22 protein-coding genes are annotated in these 23,158 nt (G+C 68.3%); 7 read left to right on the forward strand and 15 right to left on the reverse strand.

All coding sequences use genetic code 11. The annotated features are described in order from the left end of the window. The 7 genes from ON21_RS09155 to ON21_RS09190 all read right to left on the reverse strand — a co-directional run. On the reverse strand, positions 1-1,398 hold a 1,398-nt coding region (locus ON21_RS09155; protein ID WP_039797166.1), incomplete at its 3' end, for an acetate--CoA ligase. A gap of 51 nt (positions 1,399-1,449) precedes the next feature. Then, positions 1,450-3,087, reverse strand: a complete 1,638-nt coding sequence (locus tag ON21_RS09160) for a monocarboxylic acid transporter (RefSeq protein WP_174372150.1) — start codon at positions 3,085-3,087, stop codon at positions 1,450-1,452. After that, a complete protein-coding gene (locus ON21_RS09165; protein ID WP_039797168.1) occupies positions 3,084-3,440 on the reverse strand; it encodes a DUF485 domain-containing protein in 357 nt (118 codons plus the stop codon). The genes ON21_RS09160 and ON21_RS09165 overlap by 4 nt, the downstream gene beginning before the upstream one ends. 161 nt (positions 3,441-3,601) lie before the next feature. Beyond that, entirely contained in the window at positions 3,602-5,356 is a 1,755-nt protein-coding gene (locus ON21_RS09170) for a sodium/solute symporter (RefSeq protein ID WP_039797170.1), read from the reverse strand. A gap of 271 nt (positions 5,357-5,627) precedes the next feature. Then, positions 5,628-5,993, reverse strand: coding sequence for a hypothetical protein (locus tag ON21_RS09180; protein WP_039797173.1), 366 nt, complete (start codon positions 5,991-5,993; stop codon positions 5,628-5,630). Further along, complete coding sequence (locus ON21_RS09185; RefSeq protein WP_039797175.1) at positions 5,990-6,787, reverse strand: LytR/AlgR family response regulator transcription factor; 798 nt, start codon at positions 6,785-6,787, stop codon at positions 5,990-5,992. Before ON21_RS09185 ends, ON21_RS09180 begins: the two co-directional genes overlap by 4 nt. Positions 6,788-6,869: 82 nt before the next feature. Continuing rightward, positions 6,870-8,066, reverse strand: a complete 1,197-nt coding sequence (locus tag ON21_RS09190) for a sensor histidine kinase (RefSeq protein ID WP_039797177.1) — start codon at positions 8,064-8,066, stop codon at positions 6,870-6,872. Between the two features lie 333 nt (positions 8,067-8,399). On the opposite strand from ON21_RS09190, the gene dnaE reads away from it, so the two are divergent. Then, positions 8,400-11,948: a DNA polymerase III subunit alpha gene (gene dnaE / locus ON21_RS09200; protein ID WP_039797179.1), complete on the forward strand. Its 3,549-nt coding sequence runs from the start codon at positions 8,400-8,402 to the stop codon at positions 11,946-11,948. 314 nt (positions 11,949-12,262) lie between these two features. Here the strand turns inward: dnaE and ON21_RS09205 are convergent, their stop codons facing one another. After that, positions 12,263-12,622, reverse strand: a complete 360-nt coding sequence (locus ON21_RS09205) for a hypothetical protein (RefSeq protein WP_039797180.1) — start codon at positions 12,620-12,622, stop codon at positions 12,263-12,265. A gap of 434 nt (positions 12,623-13,056) precedes the next feature. Continuing rightward, entirely contained in the window at positions 13,057-13,380 is a 324-nt protein-coding gene (locus tag ON21_RS09210) for a rhodanese-like domain-containing protein (RefSeq protein ID WP_039797181.1), read from the reverse strand. Positions 13,381-13,466: 86 nt separating this feature from the next. Between ON21_RS09210 and ON21_RS09215 the strand changes: the two genes are divergently transcribed. Then, positions 13,467-13,928 carry a MarR family winged helix-turn-helix transcriptional regulator gene (locus ON21_RS09215; protein WP_218004056.1) on the forward strand — a complete coding sequence of 154 codons (462 nt, stop codon included), beginning with the start codon at positions 13,467-13,469 and terminating at the stop codon, positions 13,926-13,928. A gap of 285 nt (positions 13,929-14,213) precedes the next feature. Here the strand turns inward: ON21_RS09215 and ON21_RS09220 are convergent, their stop codons facing one another. From ON21_RS09220 to ON21_RS09230, 3 genes are read right to left on the reverse strand one after another with little or no spacing between them, the layout of a single operon-like run. Further along, on the reverse strand, positions 14,214-14,447 hold the full coding sequence (locus ON21_RS09220) for a hypothetical protein (protein ID WP_051020548.1): 234 nt from the start codon (positions 14,445-14,447) through the stop codon (positions 14,214-14,216). Further along, positions 14,444-14,800, reverse strand: a complete 357-nt coding sequence (locus ON21_RS09225) for a hypothetical protein (protein WP_039797182.1) — start codon at positions 14,798-14,800, stop codon at positions 14,444-14,446. Before ON21_RS09225 ends, ON21_RS09220 begins: the two co-directional genes overlap by 4 nt. Then, positions 14,797-15,576 carry a hypothetical protein gene (locus ON21_RS09230; protein ID WP_157170767.1) on the reverse strand — a complete coding sequence of 260 codons (780 nt, stop codon included), beginning with the start codon at positions 15,574-15,576 and terminating at the stop codon, positions 14,797-14,799. The genes ON21_RS09225 and ON21_RS09230 overlap by 4 nt, the downstream gene beginning before the upstream one ends. Positions 15,577-15,645: 69 nt before the next feature. Between ON21_RS09230 and ON21_RS09235 the strand changes: the two genes are divergently transcribed. Beyond that, positions 15,646-16,539 carry a helix-turn-helix domain-containing protein gene (locus ON21_RS09235; RefSeq protein ID WP_039797184.1) on the forward strand — a complete coding sequence of 298 codons (894 nt, stop codon included), beginning with the start codon at positions 15,646-15,648 and terminating at the stop codon, positions 16,537-16,539. Beyond that, positions 16,536-16,745: a DUF397 domain-containing protein gene (locus ON21_RS09240; protein ID WP_039797185.1), complete on the forward strand. Its 210-nt coding sequence runs from the start codon at positions 16,536-16,538 to the stop codon at positions 16,743-16,745. Before ON21_RS09235 ends, ON21_RS09240 begins: the two co-directional genes overlap by 4 nt. 82 nt (positions 16,746-16,827) lie before the next feature. On the opposite strand, the gene ON21_RS09245 is transcribed toward ON21_RS09240, so the two are convergent. Continuing rightward, positions 16,828-18,027: a Cmx/CmrA family chloramphenicol efflux MFS transporter gene (locus ON21_RS09245; RefSeq protein ID WP_039797187.1), complete on the reverse strand. Its 1,200-nt coding sequence runs from the start codon at positions 18,025-18,027 to the stop codon at positions 16,828-16,830. Between the two features lie 74 nt (positions 18,028-18,101). Continuing rightward, complete coding sequence (locus ON21_RS09250; protein WP_039797188.1) at positions 18,102-18,674, reverse strand: TetR/AcrR family transcriptional regulator; 573 nt, start codon at positions 18,672-18,674, stop codon at positions 18,102-18,104. Positions 18,675-18,816: 142 nt separating this feature from the next. Between ON21_RS09250 and ON21_RS09255 the strand changes: the two genes are divergently transcribed. Further along, complete coding sequence (locus ON21_RS09255; protein WP_051020552.1) at positions 18,817-19,218, forward strand: PPC domain-containing protein; 402 nt, start codon at positions 18,817-18,819, stop codon at positions 19,216-19,218. Between the two features lie 3 nt (positions 19,219-19,221). Here ON21_RS09255 and ON21_RS09260 read toward each other — a convergent pair whose 3' ends face one another. Then, positions 19,222-19,839: a class I SAM-dependent methyltransferase gene (locus ON21_RS09260; protein WP_039797189.1), complete on the reverse strand. Its 618-nt coding sequence runs from the start codon at positions 19,837-19,839 to the stop codon at positions 19,222-19,224. 209 nt (positions 19,840-20,048) lie between these two features. Here ON21_RS09260 and treZ point away from each other — a divergent pair, with 209 nt between their 5' ends. After that, positions 20,049-21,788 carry a malto-oligosyltrehalose trehalohydrolase gene (gene treZ / locus ON21_RS09265; protein WP_039797190.1) on the forward strand — a complete coding sequence of 580 codons (1,740 nt, stop codon included), beginning with the start codon at positions 20,049-20,051 and terminating at the stop codon, positions 21,786-21,788. Positions 21,789-21,901: 113 nt separating this feature from the next. Continuing rightward, positions 21,902-23,155, forward strand: coding sequence for a serine hydrolase domain-containing protein (locus ON21_RS09270; protein ID WP_039797191.1), 1,254 nt, complete (start codon positions 21,902-21,904; stop codon positions 23,153-23,155). Positions 23,156-23,158: the final 3 nt, after the last annotated feature.

A 23,158-nucleotide genomic window follows, 5' to 3' on the forward strand; every position in this document is an offset into this window, starting at 1 on the left:
CAGCACGAGCAATCCCGAACTGTCGCGGCCGAGTTCGCCGCCGTCCTCGTCCACCACTCGCGCCGAGACGCCCGGTAGCGGGGTCATGGCGGCGCCGGGTTTGGCGGCGGTGACGCCGGGCAGCGGGGAGATCATGATGGCGCCGGTCTCGGTTTGCCACCAGGTGTCGACGATGGGCGTGCGGCCCGCGCCGATGACCTCGCGATACCAGCGCCACGCCTCCGGGTTGATCGGCTCGCCGACCGAACCGAGCAGCCGCAGCGACGACAGATCATGGCTGTCGGGAATGCTCCTGCCCCACTTCATGAACGTTCGGACCAGCGTCGGGGCCGTGTAATAGATGGTGACGCCGTACTTTTCGATGATCTCGAAATGCCGGTGCTCGTTGGGCGAGTTGGGTGTGCCTTCGTAGACGACTTGGGTGGTGCGGTTGGCGAGGGGGCCGTAGACGATGTAGCTGTGTCCGGTGACCCAGCCGATGTCGGCGGTGCACCAGTAGATGTCGTGTCCGGGTTTGTGGTCGAAGACGTTGTGGTGGGTGTAGGCGGTTTGGGTGAGGTAGCCGCCGGTGGTGTGGAGGATGCCTTTGGGTTTTCCGGTGGTGCCGGAGGTGTAGAGGATGAACAGGGGGTGTTCGGCGTCGAAGGGCTGGGGGTCGTGGTGGGGTGCGGCGGTGGTGACGGTGTCGTGCCACCACAGGTCGCGGCCTTCGGTCCAGGGGACTTCGATGCCGGTGCGGCGCACCACCAGCACATGTTCGACGGTCGAAGGCCCGTCACCCAGCGCCTCGTCCACCCCGGCCTTGAGCGGCGCTGCCGTGCCGCGCCGCCACTGGCCGTCGGTCGTGATCACCAGACGCGCACCGGCGTCGTCGACGCGTTGGCGTAGCGCGGTGGGGGAGAATCCGGCGAAGACGACGGAGTGGGTCAGGCCGAGGCGGGCGCAGGCGAGCATGGACACGATGGCTTCGGGCACCATCGGCATGTAGATCGCCACCCGGTCGCCCGGGACCAGACCCAGCTCGGTGAGCGCGTTCGCGGCCCGGCAGACCTCGTCCCGCAACTGTTCGTAGGTGATGGCGCGCGCGTCGCCGGGTTCGCCTTCCCAGTGGATGGCGACCTGGTCGCCGTGTCCGTCCAGGACGTGGCGGTCCACGCAGTTGTAGGCGACATTGAGCTTGCCGCCGACGAACCACTTCGCCACCGGCGCCTCGCTCCAGTCCAGCACCTGGGTCCACGGCTGCTCCCAGTGCAGCCTGCGGGCCTGTTCGGCCCAGAACTCCAGCCGATCCGACCGCGCCCGGTCGTACAGCGCCTCGCTCGCGTTCGCCTGGGCGGCGAATTCCGCGCCGGGCGGGTAGGCGGTGGTGTCGCGGTCATCGGTGGTTGCGCTGGTCACGCGAAATCTCCTAACGAAAGAACAGAGGGGACGAGGAATGCCGGGCAGTGCTCAGTGCACCACCGCCTTCTCGGCGCCGACGCCGGTGAGCGAGCGGACCTCCATCTCCGCGGCCTTGGCCGGGTCCTCGGACTTGCCGCCGACGAAGGTGCCGATGATGCCCAGCACGAACGCCAAGGGGATGGAGACGATGCCCGGGTTGGACAGCGGGAACCAGTCGAAGTCCGAGCCGGGCAGCATGGCGGTCTTGCTGCCGGACACCGCGGGGGAGAACACGATCAGCACGATCGTCGAGATCAGACCGCCGTACATGCTCCACAGCGCGCCGGTGGTGTTGAACCGCCGCCAGAACAGCGAGTACAGGATGGTCGGCAGGTTCGCCGAGGCCGCGACCGCGAAAGCCAGCGCCACCAGGAAGGCGACGTTCTGCCCGTTGGCCAGGATGCCCAGTGCGATGGCCAGCACGCCGATCACCACGGCGGTGATCCGGGAGACCCGGACCTGTTCGCGCTCACCGGCTTTCCCGCGCTTGATCACGTTGGCGTAGATGTCGTGGGCGAACGACGCCGACGCCGTGATGGTCAGGCCCGCGACCACCGCGAGGATGGTCGCGAAGGCGACCGCGGAGATCACACCGAGCAGCACGACGCCGCCGAGTTCGAAGGCCAGCAGCGGCGCGGCCGAGTTCTGCCCGCCCGCGGCGGCGAGGATGCGATCCGGCCCGACGATCGCCGCCGCGCCGTAGCCGAGGACCAGGGTGAACAGGTAGAACGCGCCGATCAGGCCGATCGCCCAGACCACCGAGCGCCGCGCCTCTTTGGCGGTGGGCACGGTGTAGAAGCGCATCAGCACGTGCGGTAGGCCCGCGGTGCCCAGCACCAATGCCAGACCCAGGGACAGGAAGTTCAGCTTGGAGGTCTCGCTGCCGCCGTACTGCGCGCCCGGGGCGAGCACGTCGCGCGCGGCGACGGCCTTGTTCGCCGAACCGGAGACCGCTTCCTGCGCGGAGCCGAGGATCTCGGAGAAGTCGAAACCGAACTTGGCGAACACCATGACGGTCATCAGCGCGGCGCCGACGATCAGCAGCACGGCCTTGATGATCTGCACCCACGTGGTGCCCTTCATGCCGCCGACCAGCACGTAGACGATCATCAGCACGCCGACCACGGCGATCACGACGGACTGCCCGGTCTTGTCGGTGACGTCGAGCAGCAGCGCGACCAGCCCGCCCGCGCCCGCCATCTGCGCCAGCAGGTAGAACAGCGACACCGTCAGCGTGGACAGCGCAGCGGCGGTGCGCACCGGCCCTTCCTTCAATCGGAAGCTCAGCACATCGGCCATGGTGAATTTGCCGGTGTTGCGGAGCATCTCGGCGACCAGCAGCAGCGCGACCAGCCAGGCGACCAGGAATCCGATGGAGTACAGGAATCCGTCGTAACCGTAGACCGCGATCGCGCCCGCGATGCCGAGGAAACTCGCGGCCGAGAGGTAGTCGCCCGCGATGGCGACGCCGTTCTGCGGGCCGGAGAAGCCGCGCCCGCCGGTGAAGTAGTCGGCGGCGGTGGCGTTGTTGCGGCTGGCCCGGATCACCACGACCATCGTGAATACGACGAAGACGCCGAAGATGGCGATGTTGGCGACCGGATTGCCGACCGTAGCCGCCGCGGCGTAGGTGTGCACAGTGTTCACGCTCGGTCTCCCTCGAGGTAGCCGCGGATGGCCGCCGCGCGCGGATCCAGTTCCCGGTTGGCGAACCGGACGTAGAGCGCGGTGATGGCGAAGGTGGATACGAATTGGCCGAGCCCGAGCAGCAATCCGGCGTTGATCTCGCCGAACACCGGGCGGCTCATGAAGTCGTGGGCGTACGCGCCGAGCAGGACGTAACCGAGGTACCAGAGCAGGAACAGCGCGGTCATCGGAAACACGAAGCGGCGCAAGCGACTTCGCAGCTCCTGGAATTGGGGGCTCGCCTGGACTTCGGCGAATTCTGCTGCGCTCGGCGCGCGCCGCGGTGCGGTGTCGTCGAGTTCGGTACTGGTCATGATGGTCCTACCAAGTGACGTGGCTTACTTCTCGAGGACGGTAAGCCAGACATGTGGGCCGCCAGTAGGTTGTGGCGTGGGTCACTCCGTGAAGGTGTCCGAATCTGCGGTGAACGGTCGATCCGGCGCGACGAACGGTCGGGTGGCGCGAGGGCCGTCGGTCAGTCCGAGCGGAGACTGCGTTCGCGGTCCGCGCCCATGCCCAAGCGCTCCGGCGCGTGCATCCGGACGAAGATCCGGCTGACCGTCCTCGCGCCGAGCCCGCGGGTGAACGAGCTCACCAGCACCATGGTGGCGAACGCCAGCGGCACGCTGATCGCCGCCGGATAGCTCAGTAGCGCCGCGGGCCAGCCACCCGCCACGTCGTCGGAGAAGCCGCCGGTGACCGAGACGGCGGTCGCGGCGCCCGCCGCGAGCCCGCCCGCGATCAGGCCTGCCGCCGCTCCCGTCGCGGTCAGCCCCCGCCACCAGATGCCGAGGACGAGAAGCGGACACAGCGTGGAGGCGGCCACCGCGAAGGCCAGGCCGACGGTGCGGGACAGATCCAGCGACACCACCGTCAACGACAGCGCCAGCGGCACCGAGCCCGCGACCAGCGCCGCCGTGCGGAAGTCCCGGATGCGCCCGCGCAGCATGTCGGTGCTGAGCACGCCCGCGATGCTCACCAACAGCCCGGACGAGGTGGACAGGAACGCGGCGATCGCGCCCGCCGCCGCCAGCGCCGCGAGCAATTGACCCGGCAACCCGGCCACGACCGACCCGGGCAGCAGTACCACCGCGGCGTCGGAGGTTCCGGTGATCAGCAATTGCGGCACGTACAGCCGGGCGAAGACACCCAGCAGGACCGGGAACAGGTAGAACAGGCCGACCAGGCCGATCACCGCGAGCGCCGTCGTGCGCGCGGCCCGCCCGTCGGGATTGGTGTAGAAGCGCACCAGCACGTGCGGCAGACCCATCGTGCCGAGGAAGGTCGCGAGGATCAGCGAATAGACCTGGTAGGCCGGATGCGGTCCGCCCAACCCTCCGCCAGGCGCAAGCCAGCCCGCGCCGTCGGCGGGGGCGCCCGCCACCACGGGCACCGCGGCCCCGGCTTCGAGCACCAAACGCGTGCCCGCCGCCAGCTCGTGCGTGCCCGGCGCGAGCGGAACCGTGCCGTCGACGGCGCGCTCGTCGAGGGTTCCGGTGAGGGAAACCTGCTGTGGCGCGTTGACCCGTACCACCACGTCGGTGGTCACGTCGACCGTTGTGCGCTCGGACACCACCGGCGGGGCGGGGCCGCCCAGTTCCCGCTCGTCGGCGAGGAAGTGCCCGAGCAGCACCAGCGCGGGGAGGGCCACCGCGGTCAGCTTCAACCAGTACTGGAAAGCCTGGACCAAGGTGATCGAGCGCATCCCGCCGCCGACCACGTTGGCGATCACGATCGCGCCCACCGCCACCGCGCCCACCCAGTCCGGCACCCCGAGCAGGATGTGCAGCGTCAGGCCCGCCCCTTGGAACTGCGGGATGAGATACACCGCGCAGATGAGCACCACGACGGTGGCCGCGAGCCTGCGCAAACGCACCGAGCCGAGCCGGAATTCGGCGAAGTCGGGCACGGTGTACGCGCCGGAGCGGCGCAGCGGGGCGGCGACGAACAGCAGCAGGGCCAGATATCCGGCGGTGAAGCCGACCGGGTACCACAGCGCGTCCGCGCCGTACTTCGCGATCAATCCGGCCACGCCGAGAAAGGAGGCGGCCGAGAGGTATTCGCCGGATATCGCGGCGGCGTTCCAGCGCGGCCCCACGCTGCGCGAGGCGACGAGGAAATCGGAGGTGGTGCGCGCGAGCCGCACACCGTACGCGCCGATCGCGACGGTCGCCAGGGCGGCGAGGATCAGCGCTGCCAGGGTCAGCGCGGGCGCGGAAGCCGACGTCACAGCGCACCTCCGAGCCGGCAGGCCGGATCCGAGCCGGTCCCCGCGTCATCTATCGGAAGGCGCACGTGATCGCGGGCCACGTCCTCGCGGGCCGAGCCGGTCTCACGGCGTGCCGGTCGATTCCCTCGGATCTCGAACGCGCCGCGCGTTGCGCCGACACAGGTGCGCCGATACGCCGAGTGGCGAACGAAGCACCTCTCGCCGGTGGTGCGGCCGGAGGGCATCGGGACGGAAGTCCGCGCCGCGGTCGGGATTCGAGCGGGGCGCACCGTCAGTCCTCGGCCAGTTCGAGGAAATCCTGTTCGTTGCGTTCGGCCAGGCGCACATACGTCCGGCCGATCAGGAACAGCAGCGGGTACACGGCGCCGCCGAGCAGCAGCCAGGGCAGCCGGATGCCCAGCACCGTGATCGATCCGATCGAACCGGTGCGGAACAGTACGGGCAGCGCGCACAGCAGCGCGATCGTCACCAGGCCAACGCGCAGTGCGAGCCCGAGTTGCGCGCGGATGAGGCCGCCGATGAGCGCCTCGCCGAACTCGGTCTGCTCGGCGACCTCCACCCGTGTGCGGACCCGCCGTGCGCCGCGTCGCTCGGAGAGCACCACGCGCTCGCGCACCGGACGTTGCGGCCCGGTCACTGATTGCCCCAGTGTTGCCGAGGCCGGTGCACCAACCGCTGTTTGAGTTCGCGCACCTGTCTTCGGCTGACCGGCAGTTCGACCGCTTGCGCGTCGCCCTCGGCCCGCAGGCACACCACGGTGCCGGAACCCATTGTGCGCAGCCCGGTGACCAGCCGCAGCGCCACCAGGTACGAGCGGTGCACCCGCAGGAAGCCCGCGTCGTGCCAGCGGGCCTCCAACGCCGACAGCGGAATTCGCACCAGATGTGATCCCCCGCTGGTGTGCAGCCGTGCGTAGTCCCCGTCGGCTTCCACCCAGCTCACGCTCGACCTCGGCACGAGCGTCGTCACCCCGGCCAGTTCCACCGGGATGACCTCGCTCGGATCGGCGCGCACGTCGGCGGCGGGCTGCTGCGGCGCGCTGCGGGCCGCCGTGATCCGCCGCACCGCCTCGGCGAGCCGCGCTTCGCGTAGCGGCTTGAGCAGATAGTCGACCGCGCCCAGGTCGAACGCCGCGATCGCCCGATCGTCGTGGGCGGTCACGAAGACCACGGCGGGCGGGTTGGCGAACTCGGAGAGGATGCCCGCCAGCTCCATGCCGTCCAGGCCGGGCATGTTGATGTCGAGGAACACCGCGTCGACCGGATGCGCCCGCAGCACCCGCAGCGCGCTGGTGGCGTCGCCCGCCGCGTGGATCTCCCCGATCTCGGCCCGCGCGCGCAGCAGATAGACCAGCTCGTCCAGAGCGGGCTTCTCGTCGTCCACGGCGAGCACGCGCAGCGCGCCCGCCGGTTTGCCGGTAACGCGGGTCACAGTCGCTCCATCGTAAGGGTCCCGTGCCTGGGCACGATCGAGTGTTGTTCGTCGTCGTACTCTCGGGCGTCGCGCGCCGGTCTCATGGCCGGATGCCGGCGCGGAATTTCGGAACACGCAGGCTGACCTTCGTGCCCGCGCCCGGCGCGGTCTCCACGACCAAGCCGTAGTCGTCACCGAAGGCCGCGCGCAACCGGTCGTCGACGTTGGCCAGTCCGACGTGCGCGGCCTCGCCGGATCCCGCTGGTCCGGTTCCGGTGTCGACGGCGTCCAGCGCGCCGGAGCGCAAGAGGTCCGGGTCCATGCCGACGCCGTCGTCCTCGACGCTGATCACGCAGTCGGTGCCCGCGTCGGTGGCGACGATGCTGACCGTGCCGCCGTGGGCGGTGCCTGCCAGCCCGTGCCGCACCGCGTTCTCCACCAGCGGCTGGAGCGCGAGGAAGGGGAGGACCACGCCGAGCACCTCGGGCGCGATCCGCAGCCGGACCTGTAGGGCGTCGCCGAAGCGGGCGCGTTCCAGCGCGAGGTAGCGCTCGATGTTGCGCAGCTCGTCCGACAGCACCGTGAACTCGCCGGCGGCGCGGAAGGAGTACCGGGTGAAGTCGGCGAACTCGAGGATCAGCTCGCGGGCCCGCGCGGGGTCGGTGCGGACGAACGAGGCGATGGTGTTCAGCGCGTTGTAGATGAAGTGCGGGCTGATCTGCGCCCGCAGCGCGCGCACCTCGGCCCGGTCCAGCCGGGCCCGCGACGCGTCCAGTTCGGCCAATTCGAGCTGGCCGCAGGCGTACCGCGCCACCTCGGCGACCGCGCCGAGCCGACCGGGCCCCGGCTGCCCGGTGCTCACGACGCCCAGCACACCGGCCACGCCGTTGGATTCGATCAGCAACGGCTGCGCGATCAACGTGCGCCCCGCGTGTTCACCGCGGCCCGGTCCGGCGACGAGCACCGGGCGCTCGCCCGCGACGGCGCGCTCGGCGGCCTCGCCGAAGTACTCGGCCAGTTCGGCGTGCGGCCCGTCCCAGGCGAGCACCGTGCCGTCGGCGTCGGCCAGCGCGAGCGCCTCGGCGCCGGTCAGCGCGCGCAGGTGGGGCGCCGCTTCCCGCGCGGATTCCTCGGTCAGGCCACGCCGCAGCGGAACCGCCGCGAGCGACGCGGTATGCAGCGCCGAATGCACCGCCCGCTCGGCGGGGGTGGTCACCACTCTGCGGGTGCGCGACCAGAGCAGCAACGCACCAGCGATCAGCGCCGCCGCGGCAACGACGGCCAGCGCGGTGGTCATGGCGGGCAGCGGCGCGGGGACTTCATTCGCCGATTATCGCGTCGGTTCGATCTGGTGCGGCACGGTGGCGGCCATCCAGCGCTCGCGACAGTCGACCGAGACTGCGGCCGTACGAGCGGGCCGACTCATCAGGGTTTCGGACAACTCGGCACGAGAGCGACACTCGCGGAAATCGGCCGCTCGGACGGCGAGTCCCCAGGACGCGCCGGTGATCTTCCCCACCGACACGCCGAGCGCTCGAGTGGCGCCAGCGCGCCGGTCAAAAGCAGTCGGTGCGCCCGCCTAGAATCGGTCCAGCCAACCCCCGTCGAGACCTTGGGAGGAAGGACCGTCTTGGCCGCCTCGTCCGGATCGTTCGTCCATCTGCACAACCACACCGAGTACTCCATGCTCGATGGGGCGGCGAAGATCTCGCCACTGTTCACGGAGGCGAAACGGCTGGGGATGAACGCGGTCGGGATGACCGACCACGGCAACATGTACGGCGCCTCGGAGTTCTACAACTCGGCCAAGAAGCACGACATCAAGCCGATCATCGGCATCGAGGCCTACATCGCGCCCGGATCCCGGTTCGACACCAAGCGCGTGCAGTGGGGTGATCCGAGCCAGAAGGGTGACGACGTCTCCGGCTCCGGCGCCTACACCCACATGACCATGGTCGCCGAGAACGCGACCGGCCTGCGCAACCTGTTCAAGCTCTCCTCGCTGGCCTCGATCGAAGGCCAGCTCGGCAAGTGGGCGCGGATGGACGCGGAGATCATCGCCCAGTACGCCGAGGGCATCATCGCGACCACCGGCTGCCCCTCCGGCGAGGTGCAGACCCGCCTGCGTCTCGGCCACGACCGCGAGGCGCTGGAGGCCGCGGCCAAGTGGCAGGAGATCTTCGGCAAGGACAACTTCTTCCTCGAGGTCATGGACCACGGCCTGTCCATCGAGCGCCGGGTCCGCGAGGGCCTGCTGAACATCGGCAAGCAGCTGGGCATCCCGCCGCTGGCCACGAACGACTGCCACTACGTCACCAAGGACCAGTCCGGCAACCACGAGGCGCTGCTGTGCGTGCAGACCGGCAAGACGCTGTCGGACCCCACCCGGTTCAAGTTCGACGGTGACGGCTACTACCTGAAGTCCGCCGAGGAGATGCGCGCGCTCTGGGAAGCCGAGGTGCCCGGCGCGTGCGACAACACGGTGCTGATCGGCGAGCGGGTCCAGTCCTATGACGACGTTTGGGCCTTCAAGGACCGCATGCCGGTCTTCCCGGTGCCCGAGGGCGAGGACCAGGACTCCTGGCTGCGCAAAGAGGTCGATCGCGGCTTGGCGCGCCGGTTCCCCGGCGGCGTGCCCGAGGAGTACTACACCCGCGCCTACTTCGAGCTGGACGTCATCAAGCAGAAGGGCTTCCCCGCCTACTTCCTCGTCGTCGGCGACCTCGTCAAGCACGCGCGGGAGGTCGGGATCCGGGTCGGCCCCGGCCGTGGTTCGGCGGCCGGTTCGCTGGTGGCCTACGCGCTCGGCATCACCAACATCGACCCGCTGCCGCACGGCCTGCTGTTCGAGCGGTTCCTCAACCCGGAGCGCCCCTCCGCGCCCGATATCGATATCGACTTCGACGATCGCCGCCGCGGTGAAATGGTCCGCTACGCCACCGAGAAGTGGGGCACCGACCGGGTCGCCCAGGTGATCACCTTCGGCACCATTAAGACCAAGGCCGCGATCAAGGACTCCGCGCGCGTCCAGTTCGGCCAGCCCGGCTTCGCCATCGCCGACCAGATCTCCAAGGCGCTGCCGCCGCCGATCATGGCCAAGGACATCCCGCTGTCGGGCATCATGGACCCCGATCACGAGCGGTACAAGGAAGCCGCCGAGGTCCGCGAGCTCATCGGCAGCAACCCCGACGTGGCCAAGATCTACGAGACCGCGCGCGGCCTGGAGGGCCTGATCCGCAACGCCGGTGTGCACGCCTGCGCGGTGATCATGTCCTCCGAGCCGTTGATGGACGCGATCCCGGTGTGGAAGCGGCCCCAGGACGGGGCGATCATCACCGGCTGGGACTACCCGTCCTGCGAGGCCATCGGCCTGCTGAAGATGGACTTCCTCGGCCTGCGCAACCTCACCGTCATCGGTGACGCGCTGGACAACATCAAGGCCAACCGCGGCATCGACCTGGACATGGACAACCTGCCGCTGGACGATCCCGCGACCTACGAATTGCTCTCGCGCGGTGACACCCTCGGTGTCTTCCAGCTCGACGGCGGCCCCATGCGCGACCTGCTGCGCCGCATGCAGCCCACCGGCTTCAACGACATCGTCGCCGTGCTGGCGCTGTACCGGCCCGGCCCGATGGGCATGAACGCGCACAACGACTACGCCGACCGCAAGAACGGGCGGCAGCCGATCAAGCCGATCCACCCCGAGCTGGAGGAACCGCTCAAGGACATCCTCGCGGAGACCTACGGCCTGATCGTCTACCAAGAGCAGATCATGTTCATCGCGCAGAAGGTCGCCTCCTACTCGATGGGCAAGGCCGACGCGCTGCGCAAGGCCATGGGTAAGAAGAAGCTCGAAGTGCTCGAGGCCGAGTACAAGGGCTTCCACGAGGGCATGACCGCGAACGGCTTCTCCGAGGGCGCGGTGAAGGCGCTGTGGGACACCATCCTCCCGTTCGCCGGCTACGCGTTCAACAAATCGCACGCCGCGGGCTACGGCCTCGTCTCGTTCTGGACCGCCTACCTCAAGGCCAACTATCCGGCCGAGTACATGGCGGGCCTGCTCACCTCCGTCGGTGACGACAAGGACAAGGCCGCGGTCTACCTGTCCGACTGCCGCCGCCTCGGCATCACCGTGCTCCCGCCGGATGTCAACGAGTCCGAGCAGAACTTCGCCTCGGTCGGCAAGGACATCCGCTTCGGGCTCGGCGCGGTGCGCAACGTGGGCGCGAACGTCGTCGCCTCGATCATCCAGGCCCGCAAGGAGAAGTCGAAGTTCACCGACTTCTCCGACTACCTGAACAAGATCGACGCGATCGCCGCCAGCAAGAAGGTCACCGAATCGCTCATCAAGGCAGGCGGTTTCGACTCCCTCGGGCACCCGCGCAAGGGTCTGATGCTGATCCACTCCGACGCCATCGATGCCGTGATGGCCACCAAGAAGGCCGAGGCGATGGGTCAATTCGACCTGTTCGGCGGCATGGACGCGGACGAGTCGGTGACTTCGGTGTTCAACGTCAAGGTGCCCGACGAGGAGTGGGAGTCCAAGCACCGGCTCGCGTTGGAGCGGGAGATGCTCGGCCTGTACGTGTCCGGGCATCCGCTCAACGGCGTCGAGCACGTGCTCGCCGCACAGGCCGACACGCAGATCCCCGCCATCCTGGAAGGCGACATCAAGGACGGTACGCAGGTCACCGTCGGCGGCATCCTGGCCTCGGTGAACCGGCGCATCAACAAGAACGGCCTGGCCTGGGCCTCGGCGCAGCTGGAAGACCTCACCGGTGGCATCGAGGTGCTGTTCTTCCCGCAGGCCTACTCGGTCTACGGCATGGACGTCGTCGAGGACGCCGTGGTGCTGGTCAAGGCGCGCGTCTCGGTCCGCGACGACCGGATCTCGCTGATCGCCAACGATCTCGCCGTACCCGACCTGTCCGCGGTCGGCGTGGCCAAGCCGCTCGCGGTCACCGTCACCACCCGCATGTGCACCCCGGACAAGATCGGTGAACTCAAGCGGGTCTTGTCGAGGCACCCCGGCACATCGGACGTCCATATCCGGCACGTCGGCGCACGCGACAAGACCACGCTGCTGAAACTCGACGAACGCCTGCGCGTCTCACCGTCCTCGGCGCTGATGGGCGACCTCAAGGCGTTGCTCGGCCCGGGCTGCCTGGCCGGCTGATCGGTGGATTCCGCACAGTCGGGTTCGGGTGGGCGGTCGTCAGGGGTTGTGTGAGTCGCAGCGATGTCGGCCCGGTCGTCGGCCTCTCACGCCGTCGGCGGGCGGCGTGGGGCCGGTACGATCGACCCGACAGCCTCGGTGTCGCCGCGTCTGCCGGTGCGTCGATTCCGCAGACCTCGCCGGATCAGCCCGGCCTCGATCAGACGCCTGTTTCGCCGATCGTCCGCGTGCCGGCCTCACCGCGCGCTTCGCCGCGGCGTGGGGACGGAACGGCACCCGTCGGGGCGAATGGTCACCGCGCCCGCTGTGAGCGATCACCGTTGAGCCGCAAGGCAAGCTCTTCGAGCGGCGCGGGCCTCGGCGACGAACAGTTCTGGTTGTTCCCACGCGGCGAAATGACCACCGCGCGCGGGCTGTCCCCAGTGCACGATGTTGGTGAAGCGCTCGGCTGCCCAGCGCTGTGACGGGCGGGGCACCTCGGCGGGGAACACGCTGCCGGCTGTCGGCACTGTGATCTGGTCGCCGACCGCGGTGGTGAACCACTCGGTGACTTCGGTGATGCTCTCCCAGTAGAGGCGGGTGGAGGAAGCGCCGGTCGCGGTCACCCAGTAGAGCGTCACGTTGTCCAATACCCGGTCGCGGTTCAAGACGGTGTCGAGAACGCGGTCGGTCATGGTGGTTCTTTCTGCTCTGCCGGTTGAACGGTTCTCACCCGGTGCGGGGAATCCGCATCCGAGCGGATCACCACATGAGCTCGGCGGCAAGGGAACCGACCCCCGTCCATTGTCCAGTCCCCGTCGACAGCCCGGTCCGGCTCTACGTCAGGCCGCGTTCCACCATGCCGTGGGTACGGTCCGACGAGCGGAGGACCCGGAGCGCGTATGCGGCAGCGGAATCGAGCGTAAGTTGCCGCGTCTTCGATTCCGTCATGCGCGTCGATTCCTCCGGCGGGTGTGATGGCGCGATCGGCATCTCCGCACGAGTTCACCGGCGGATTCGATACTCCGATCGTCGATGTCGCCGCGCGCGCAGGATGACGGGGCGCGACTGGTAAGTCATGTGTCCGGCGGCCGGAAAGGATCCGTCCGCCGGACACTCTCAGATGCGTTCAGCTCTCGACCGGAAGACCGGCATCGGTCCAATCCTGGATGCCTTCACGGTACTTCCGGACGTTGGTGTAGCCGAGAGCCTCCAGCTTGGTGGCCACGTGCTGGCTGTTGGCACAGGCGGCATTCGAGCAGTAGGTGACGATCGCGGCGTCCTTCACGGGAAGTAGTTGCGGGGCTTTGTTTTCCACGTCGGCTTCGACCAGGTTGAGCGCGCCGGGAAGATGCGCTTTGGCGTAATACTCGGCGCCGAGCGCGTCGATGACGGTCACCGAACCTGCCTCGATCTGCTCGGCGAGCTCCTGGCGAGTGATCAGTTCGGTCATGGCGGTGCCTCCTTCAGGCGAAATTTATGTGCGTGCGCACGCTATTATATGTGTGCGTGTGCACGCAACTGGTTATGCTTCGGTTCGTGCCGAATCCCGTGAACCGTTCCCACCCGGCCGTCCGCGCGTGGTCCGCACTGCTTCAGGTGCACGCCAAGCTGGTGCCGGAGCTGGACGCGGAACTGCGTCGCGCCACCGCGCTGCCGCTGACCTGGTACGACGTACTTCTGGAATTAGACGGACCGCAGCGGCTGCGGGTGAGCGATCTCGGCGAACGAGTGGTGCTGAGCCGGACGCGGGTGAGTCGTCTGGTCGGCGAGCTGGAGTCACATGGCTTGGTGCGCCGTGCGGCCAATCCGGACGACGGACGTTCCGCGTTCGTGAGCATCACCGAGGCCGGTCGACAGCGGCTGCGGGAGGCCGCTCCGCACTACCTGGCCGGGATCGAACGCCGGTTCAGCGGCCTCGGCCCGGACGAACTCGAAGCTCTGGCCGGGGCGCTACGCAAGGCGCTGGGCCCAGCCGACCTGCCCGACCCGAAGCGCTAGTGTCCGGCCGCCGCCGTGTCGCGCTGATGCTGCGCGCGGTCCTGCTGCTGTGCTGCCACCCGGCGCTGACACTGCGCGCGGTACTGCCACCCGGCGCTGACGCCCGATCGACTGACCTGCGCTCGAAGTCTTGATCAATCCTTGGGCGTCGCCATCGGGTCCCGCGCAATTGTCCGCCCAGGACATTTCCGGGGCGGACAGCTCGAATGCCGCAGGACTCGGCGCAGTTGGAAGACACCCCAGTGGCTTCGGACTCGCTGCGTTGACGGCGGCTTCAGGCGCTGCTCAGCTCGAGTCGACGCGGCGGCTCGTATGCGGTAAGGAATCGAGCCACTGCTCGATCTGCTCGAGGTTCGCGGCGGAGATGACGGCGTCACCGTTTTCGGCGTCCAGCAGCTTCCAGTCGTGCGGTGACACCGGATCGCGCACCAGGCAGTAGCCCGCCCGTGTGGCGCGGGCGGTGAGGTTGCGAAACCGTTCGGAATCCGGTTCCGGTGCGGTGCCTTCGGTTCGAATCATGAGGGATTGCTCCATGGGCGATGTTGTCGTGTGGAATCCGGCGTGATGCGTCCGGTGGCGACCAGTGCGGCGAACGCGGCGCGCTTGCGGAGGCAGTCGTGATCACGGTGCAACTGCATGGCGCGGTGTGCTGTGGTGATGGTCAGTGGTTGGGTGGGAGTAGTGCATGTCCACGCTTCCGGCCACGGGATCGGGCGTGAGTGGTCCCGCGTAGGGATGGGCTTGCGTTCGGCCGACATACGGTGCTGCTGGTCGGTCGGCCATAAGCACCCGACGCCGAGCAGCGCCGCGCCGCATCCGGCGAATACCGCCGCGATACTCGACAGCACGGCCCAGATCTCCACGCCGCTCACCGCTGGCAGCCGTCGCCGGCACGCAAGTCCTCGGCAAGCTTGTTCAGTCCGTCGAGAACCCGCTGGAAGGTCCGAAGTTCCGGCCCGCCGTCACCGAACGGCGCGTGGTCGGCGGGCTCGGCGGGGAAGGCGAGACCGCGCCGATACGCGCGTTCGCGCGGGCTCAGCTTCTGCGGCACGATCCGGCCGTGCCGCACCAACGTGTAGTAGGCGACCCACTTCCACGCACACCGATCGACCCGGCAGGCACGGTGACGCCGCATAAGCCGGTGCGCCAACTCGACATCGGCCGAACCGCAAATACTCGGCGGCGCAACAACCAAGCCGCTTCCCCTCATATCACGCAAACCTTTCGTCTCCTTCCTGACTGCTGTCGCGAGTGGCACATGGCTGCGGCATTTCGCGAGTAGACCTCTCCACCATGTTCCGTTGATCTTGAAGTGGTCGACGGGTCCTTCGGTCGCCAGAGTGTTTCGGCCGCGCTGGGTGATTTCGAAGCGATTGTTTCGGGGGCCGGTCATGATGAGTTCGAGGCGGACCAGGTTCGCCAGAGTTCGGCGGGTCTTCCATTCGGTGAGGGCGGCCGACATCTTGATCTGATGTTCGGTGAGCATCCCTCCGTAGCTCAGCACACGCAGGATTCGGACTTGTGCGATGGAGAGGCTTCCATGTTGCTGGGCCATGCGGCTATGTTGCTGCACGCGAACAGCATTCGAATGGCGAAAGCGGGCGGTCCGATGAAGTCGGCCATCCGCGCAGAGCCCGGACCGGTCCACACGTAGTCCGACGTCCGAAACGGACCGGCACCTGGGCCGTTTCGGACCGAGCAGGGGAAAAGGGGAGCGATGGGGAAGGACGATCAGCCTGGTTCGACATTGCCGCGTAGGCAACTCGGGCGGGCATTGCGGGAAGCTCGAGAAGGTGCGGGGTTCACGCTGGAGCGGGCGGCACAGTTAATGGAGATGGGCAAGACCTCGGTCGGTCGGATCGAGAAGGGGCAGAACGACAAGGTCCGGCTACGTGACATAGAGGCATTCGGGGCTTTGTACGGTCTCGCCGAAGAGCAAATCGTGGAGTTGAAAGCCCTTGCGCAACAAGCACCTACGAAATCGTGGTGGCAGGCATCCCGCCAATTGTTCCTGCGTGGATTCCACACGTATTTGGGGCTTGAGTCCGGCGCATCGCAGCTGTCCTTTTATCAGCCCATGATTGTTCCAGGTCTGTTGCAGTCGTCTGAGTACGTGAAAGCTGCCGAGAGGCCGTTCTTACCTGGAGATACACAAGAGGACGTCGACAGCCGCGTTGCACTGCGACTGCAACGCGCGGCGATCTTGACCAGACAGCGCAGTCCCATATCGGCTGAGTTCGTGTTGCACGAAAGTGTCCTGCATACGATCGTTGGATCGCCGGCTGTCATGGCTGGGTGTCTGCGGCACGTAGCCGACATGAGCACCTTGGCGAACGTCATCGTGCGGATACTGCCGTTCACAGCCGGGTTTCCATGGGACGGGACTCCTGTGCTGCCATACATCATCCTCGACTTCCCGGCCGGAAGTGGCGGGTTCGGGGCGGAGCCGTCGGTTGTCTACACCGAAAATACCATTGGCACAATGTTTTTCGAAGACGATGATGACGTGCGACGCTACCGCGAGATTCACGAAACAATCCGGCGCGTCGCACTGGAGGAACAAGCCTCTCGAGACCTGCTCCGGCGGGTGGCAAGGAGATATGAACGGTGACTATCGACCTATCCGATGCGCAGTGGTTCAAATCGAGCCTGAGCAGCGCCAAAGAAGCGTGCGTCGAAGTTGCCTGGCTCGAGGCAGGGCAGGTCGGTGTCCGTGATTCGAAGAACCCGACCGGCCCGGCGCTGATCTTCGAGCCGAACCAGTGGGACGCCTTCGCTGCGGACATCCGTGCCGGGCAATTCGACCGATCGGCCTGAACTGGATTCCCGCCCCGAACAACAGCGGCCCTGCACCCGATCAACGCGTGGTCGGGCCAGGGCCGCTCCCTTCGCACAGAAGTTATCCGTTCACGTCGGCCAGTGCCGGGGTAGCCGTGTCGACCGACGCGCGCGAGATCTCCTTACGTCGCAGAGCGTGACTGCATGCCACGACGGCGAGGGCGACCAACCCGAGTACCACGCCGATCCAGGCGACCGCCGCATAGCCGAGGCCCGCGCCGATGGCCAGGCCGCCCAACCAGGGGCCTGCCGTGATGCCGACGTTGAACGAGGAGATGTTCGTCGCTCCCGCCAGGGTCGGCGCGTCGCCCGCGAGGGTGAAGACGCGGCTGTTCAAGGTCGGGTTGATACCGAAACCGAAGGCGCCCAACAGGAACGACAGCAGCACGACGGGCACGACATGCTCCATCGTGAGGGCCAGCAGCGCGGAGGTGAGCACGCCGCCGGTGATGCCGACGTACAGGCTGGTCAGTGGCCGGGTGTCGGCGGTGCGCCCACCGATGACGATGCCCAGGAACGCGCCGAGTCCGTAGATGCCGAGTACCACCGGAATCCAGCCGTCCGCCATGCCGGTGGTGCGCGACAGCAGAGCGCCGAGGTAGGCGAACGTGACCATCAGGGCGGCGATGGCCAGCGCGGTGGTGGCGTAGGAGAGCCAGAGGGCGGGACGCAGCATGGTGCGCAGCTCGGTGCGCAGGCGCAGCGGCGCGTCGGTCCGTCCGCCGGGGATCTTCGCCAGCACGCCGATCCCGGCCGCCGCCGACAGCAGCGCGACCGCCCAGAACGCCGCGCGCCAGCCCAGTTGCTGTCCGATCACGGTGCCCGCCGGGAGCCCGATGATGATGGCCAAAGTGAGCCCGCCCGCAACGATGCTCATCGCCTTCCCACGCGCGGTGGCCGGAACGAGGCTGATCGCCGTCGTAGCGGCCACCGCCCAGAAACCGGCGTACACGAACGCGCCGATCACCCTGGTCGCGAACAGTACCCAGTAGTCCGAGGTCAGCGCCCCGACGACGTGGGCGCCGACGAACACCGCGAGAAAGGCGAGCAGCGCGGTGCGCCGTGACCAGCGCAGCGTGGCCACCGCGAGCACCGGCGCGCCCACCAGCATGCCCAGCGCGAAGCCCGAGATGAGCAGGCCCGCGCGCGGCACGGAGACGCCCAGGTCCGCGGCCATCTCGGTGAGCAGGCCCGCGAGCATCAGCTCCGAGGTGCCCTGGGCGAAGATCGACAGACCCAGGACATAGATCGCCACGGGCATCGGTACCTCCTTGTTTTGTACTGATCTATCTAAAATTAGGGCGTGGCAAGGCCGTCGCCGAATGTCGGAAAGTCTCAGAGTGCGTCGAGCGCTGTGGTCGCGATGGCGGCCAGGGTCTCGCGGTCCGCGCCGCCGCGTGCGGCCACCCGCATGCCTCCGATCGTGGCGATCACGAAGTGCGCCAAGGAAGTCGGCTCCTTGTTCGGCGCGATCTCGCCCGCGCGCCTCGCCGTCTCGAACACGTCCGTCAGCACGGCGAGCCGTCGCTGGTGATCGGCGGTGAGAACGGCGGCCAGTTCGGCGTCACGCGGGGCCAGTTCGATCGTCGAGTTGACCACCAGGCAGCCCGGCGGGTCCTCGTCCGGGGCCTCGACGATCTGCCAGAGCAGGGCGCGGATCTTGGCGCGCACCTGCGTCTCGCTGTCGAGCAGGTCGAACGTCGCGGCGTTCTTGGTCGTCATGTAGCGGCGCAGGGCGCGGGAGAACAGGTCGCGCTTGCTGGTGAAGGTGTTGTAGATGCTGCTGCGGCCGAGGCCGGTCGCGGCGCAGAGGTCTTCGGTGGAGGTCGCCTCGTACCCCGCGCGCCAGAAGGCGTGCATCGCCGCGTCCACCGCGCGGTCTTCGTCGAAGGATCTGGGTCGTGGCATGGGATCACGGTAGCACAATTTTGAACAGATCGTTCCAATATGGGTGGAGCTGCCGTGGTCCAAGCAGCTGTTAAGCATCCGATAGGCGGGATCGCCGATAGTTACCGAGGTAAGTCGTCCACTCCCGGAAACGAGGATCACCATGCAAGCCATCCTGCGCACCCTGCGTCTGCTCGTACTCGGCGTCACGCTGTTCGTCCCCGCGTTCGCCGTCGCGACGGCAGGAGCGGGCGCGGCGAACGCGGGCTCGGTCTACGAGATCGAGTTCGCGCCGGGAAGCGATCACACGTCGATCGACGGAGCGGTCGTCCGCGGCGACGCCGACACCTTCGCGTTCGAGGCGCGGGCGGGGCAGACCTTGACCCTCGAACTCACCTCGATCGAGGACAACGCGCGGTTCACCACCAGCGGCCCGGACGGACGCGTCTTGTGCGCGGAGGAGACCTGGAGCCGGATCACGCTGCCGAAGAGCGGCTACTACACCATCTCGGTGGAGCCGAGCCGCGGCAACGCGACCTACACCTTGTCGGTGCGCATCGTCTGATCGTCAGGGCGACACCGCGACGCCGAGCGTCTGGGCCACCAGGAAGCGGGGAGCGTTCTCGCCGTAGAACGACTCGGCGTCGCGGATCTCGAAACCGGCGTCTGCCACCAGGCCGCGAATATCACGGTTGAGATGGCAGCCGCCGAACAGTCGTTTCTGGATCGGGTTCAGCCGGTTCTGCCACGTCCGCACCTTCTCGTCGGGCGCAAGACCGTGTTCGACGAAGTGCAGGGTTCCACCCGGGACGAGCACCCGGCGCACCTCGGCGAGCGCGGCGGCGATGTCGGGGATGGTGCACATCGTCCAAGTCGAGAGGGCGCAGTCGAAGGTGTCGTCCGCGAAGGGCAGCGCCTGCCCGTCCAGCCCGGCCCGCTCGACCGGCACGTCGGCGGCGGCGACGCGTTCGCTCGCCAGCCGCCAGCCGAGATCGGCGGGCTCGACCGCGCGCACCGACGCGACCGTCGCCGGGTAGAACGGCACGTTCAGTCCCGAACCGAAACCGAGTTCCACGACCTGTCCGTGCAGTCCGGCGCACGCCCGCTCACGCAGCGGAGTCAATTCCCGCAACCCGCAGGACCGGTTGACGATCCGCGGCAGCACATGCTCGACATAGACACCCACGCCTTCACTTTGACAGGCATCGCCCATTGTGGCCAAGGCTTCCCGGCCCCGGCCCTTGCCGCGCCTCTCCGGTCCTGTCCTCGTGGCTGCACGGACCGAGTGAAGCGACTCCAGTCAGTCGGCCGGGAAGCCGGGACCGCATGCGCCGCCGCGCCCGAGGCCGGTGCCCGTATCGGGCGGACCGGGCATGCCCGTGGGATGCTGGCGCGGTGACTGTGTTCGAAGTCTGGGCACCGCGGCCGGAGTCGGTGCGACTGGATCTGGAGGGTGTCGTCCATTCGATGACGCGGTCGCCGGACGGGTGGTGGCGCGCCGATGTGCCCGCCGCGAACGGCGCCAGGTACGGCTTCCTGCTGGACGACGATCCGACCGTCCTGCCCGATCCGCGCTCGCCGCGCCAGCCCGACGGCGTGCATGCCCGCTCGGCGCTGCACACGCTCGATCCGTCGGTGTGGACGGACGCGGAGTGGACCGGGCGGCCGCATCCAGGAGCGGTCTACTACGAACTGCACATCGGGACCTTCACCCCCGACGGCACCTTCGACGCCGCGATCGAACGGCTCGACCACCTGGTCGAGCTCGGCGTCACCGTGGTCGAACTGATGCCGGTGAACGCCTTCGACGGCACCCACAACTGGGGCTATGACGGCGTGCTCTGGTACGCGGTGCAGGAGAGCTACGGCGGGCCCGACGGCCTGCAACGGTTCGTGAACGCCTGCCATGCCCGCGGGCTCGCGGTCTGCTTGGACGTCGTCTACAACCATCTGGGACCGTCCGGCAACTACCTGCCGCGCTTCGCGCCCTACCTGACCGAGGGCCGCAACACCTGGGGGCAGAGCCTGAATCTCGACGGTCCGCAGTCCGATCACGTGCGCCGGTACATCGTCGGCAACGCGCTGCGCTGGCTGCGCGATTTCCACATCGACGCGCTGCGCCTGGACGCGGTGCACGCCTTGGTCGACCACACGGCCACCCATCTGCTGGCCGAACTCGCCGTCGCGACCGAGCGCCTGGCCACCCACGTGCGCAGGCCGCTGACGCTCATCGCGGAGAGCGACCTCAACGATCCGAAGCTGATCACCCCGCGCGCGGCGGGCGGCTACGGCCTGACCGCGCAGTGGAACGACGACCTGCACCACGCCGTGCACACCGCCGTCTCGGGCGAACGGCAGGGCTATTACGCCGACTTCGGTTCCCTGCGCTGCCTGGCCCGCACGCTGAAGCACGGCTTCTTCCATGCCGCAACGTATTCCAGCTTCCGCGGCCGCACGCACGGCCGCCCGATCGATCGCGGGCTGATCCCGGGCAGCGCGCTGCTGGCCTACACCTGCGATCACGACCAGATCGGCAACCGAGCGCTCGGCGACCGCCCGAGCGCCTACCTGACCGGCGGCCAGCTCGCGATCAAGGCCGCCCTGGTGTTGTGCGGGCCCTTCACGCCCATGCTGTTCATGGGGGAGGAATGGGGCGCGCACACGCCGTTCCAGTTCTTCACTTCGCACACCGACCCGGAAGTAGCCGCCGCCACCGCATCCGGGCGCAAGAAGGAGTTCGCCGAGCACGGCTGGCCCGAGGGCGAGGTGCCGGACCCGCAGGATCTGAAGACCTTCCTGCGTTCCAAACTCGACTGGACGGAAGCGGACGAGCCGGAGCACGCCCGGCTGCTGTCCTGCTACCGCGCTCTGCTCGCACTGCGCCGCCAGCGGGCGGAGCTCAGCGACCCCTGGCTGACCCATGTTTCGGTGGACTACGACGAGGCCGCGCGCTGGATCGTGGTGCACCGGGGCACGCTGGCGCTGGTGTGCAACCTCGGGGAGGACCAGGTCGCGGTGCCGATCGCGGGCATCCCGCTGCTGTCCTGGGAATCCCCGACCATCGGGCCTTCCGCCACAACCGTTCCCGGCCACTCCTTCACCTTGCTGGAAACCGCGTCACCGGGCCCGCGCTGAGCGGGTGGAACCGCAGCTCGCGGCAGGATTTCCGGCGTCTGCCCGGTAACGGCCGTACAACTGTCCGAGACAGGTACTTTGCCGGAATCGTCCCATGCCATTACCGTGGAGAGATGAGCAACGTCGCTTCCGGGGACCTCGCGGTTCTTCCCCCGGGGATGGGTGGCAGCGCCGCCGCCGAATTCGCACCGTTCGTGCGCGCTTTCGCACGGGCGTTCGGTAATCGCCGGGGTGCGGGAGCGGCGTTCACGCTGCACCGGTACGGAGAGCCGCTGGTGGACATCTGGGTCGGCTCCGCCGGTGACGTCCCGTGGACCAGAGACACCGGAACGATCATCTTCTCGGCCACCAAGGGAATCGCCGCCACCGTCGTGCACCGGCTCGCCGATCGCGGGTTGCTCGACTATTCCGCCCCGGTCGCGGAGTACTGGCCGGAGTTCGGCGCCAACGGCAAGCACAAGATCACCGTTCGTCATCTGCTGACCCACCGGGCGGGACTGTCCGCGCTGGCCCCGATCGCCACCGGCGGCCTGGCCGACGTGCTCGACCACGAGCTCATGGAACAGCGTCTGGCCGCGGCCAAACCCGACCGCTCGCTCGGCGTGCCCACCTACCACGCGCTCACCTTCGGCTGGCTGGTCGGCGGCTTGACGCGCGCGATCACCGGTACCGGCCTGGGCGAACTGATCCGCACCGAGGTCACCGAGCCGCTCGGCATCGACGGCCTGCATCTGGGCAGGCCGCCCGCCGGCGCGCCGATCACCTACGCCCCGCTGGCGGGCACCCAGCTCAGCGCGCTCGGAAAGCCGTTGGGCGCGGCGGTTCTCGGCCGCAGTCACCGGATTCCCGGCGCGCTCGGCGCCGCCACCCGCTGCCTGTTCCTGCCCGGTCTGGAAGCCATTCTGGAGGGCGTCAGCCCACCGATCCTGGACACCGAACTCGGCGCGGGCAACGGGGTGTCCACCGCGCCCGCGCTGGCCGAGCTGTACGGCGTGCTCGCGAACGACGGCATCGCGGCCGACCGCAGCAGGTACCTGAGCCGGCGCACCATGAAGGCGCTGCGCCGCGTCGAGACCTACCAACCCGATCGCGCGCTGTTCTACCTGCCGATGATGTGGCGTCTGGGCTACCACTCCCTGCCGATGCCGGGCGCGCACGCCGGGTTCGGGCACATCGGCCTCGGCGGCTCCTTCGGCTGGGCCGAACCCCGGCTGGGCCTGTCGGTCGGCTTCGTGCACAACCGCCTGTCCGTCGCGCAGCTCAGCTACGACCAGACGGCGGCGTTCTGGTTGCTGCCGCTGATGCTGAACTGCCTGCGCTCTTCCCGGCGCCGGATACCGGCGGCGCAGGCGCCCAAGGCCGCCTGACCG

It is taken from the genome of Nocardia araoensis NBRC 100135 (genome assembly GCF_000308435.1).
In the GTDB taxonomy this organism is placed as follows: domain Bacteria; phylum Actinomycetota; class Actinomycetes; order Mycobacteriales; family Mycobacteriaceae; genus Nocardia; species Nocardia araoensis.

What these genes read in the sequence shown, in the direction of transcription:
- ON21_RS09250 (WP_039797188.1), bottom strand. Translation starts at nt 18,674, where the DNA reads ATGCCACGACCCAGATCCTTCGACGAAGACCGCGCGGTGGACGCGGCG.
- ON21_RS09270 (WP_039797191.1), top strand. Translation starts at nt 21,902, where the DNA reads ATGAGCAACGTCGCTTCCGGGGACCTCGCGGTTCTTCCCCCGGGGATG.
- ON21_RS09165 (WP_039797168.1), bottom strand. Translation starts at nt 3,440, where the DNA reads ATGACCAGTACCGAACTCGACGACACCGCACCGCGGCGCGCGCCGAGC.
- ON21_RS09190 (WP_039797177.1), bottom strand. Translation starts at nt 8,066, where the DNA reads ATGACCACCGCGCTGGCCGTCGTTGCCGCGGCGGCGCTGATCGCTGGT.
- ON21_RS09205 (WP_039797180.1), bottom strand. Translation starts at nt 12,622, where the DNA reads ATGACCGACCGCGTTCTCGACACCGTCTTGAACCGCGACCGGGTATTG.
- ON21_RS09255 (WP_051020552.1), top strand. Translation starts at nt 18,817, where the DNA reads ATGCAAGCCATCCTGCGCACCCTGCGTCTGCTCGTACTCGGCGTCACG.
- ON21_RS09245 (WP_039797187.1), bottom strand. Translation starts at nt 18,027, where the DNA reads ATGCCCGTGGCGATCTATGTCCTGGGTCTGTCGATCTTCGCCCAGGGC.
- ON21_RS09220 (WP_051020548.1), bottom strand. Translation starts at nt 14,447, where the DNA reads ATGATTCGAACCGAAGGCACCGCACCGGAACCGGATTCCGAACGGTTT.
- ON21_RS09210 (WP_039797181.1), bottom strand. Translation starts at nt 13,380, where the DNA reads ATGACCGAACTGATCACTCGCCAGGAGCTCGCCGAGCAGATCGAGGCA.
- ON21_RS09235 (WP_039797184.1), top strand. Translation starts at nt 15,646, where the DNA reads ATGGGGAAGGACGATCAGCCTGGTTCGACATTGCCGCGTAGGCAACTC.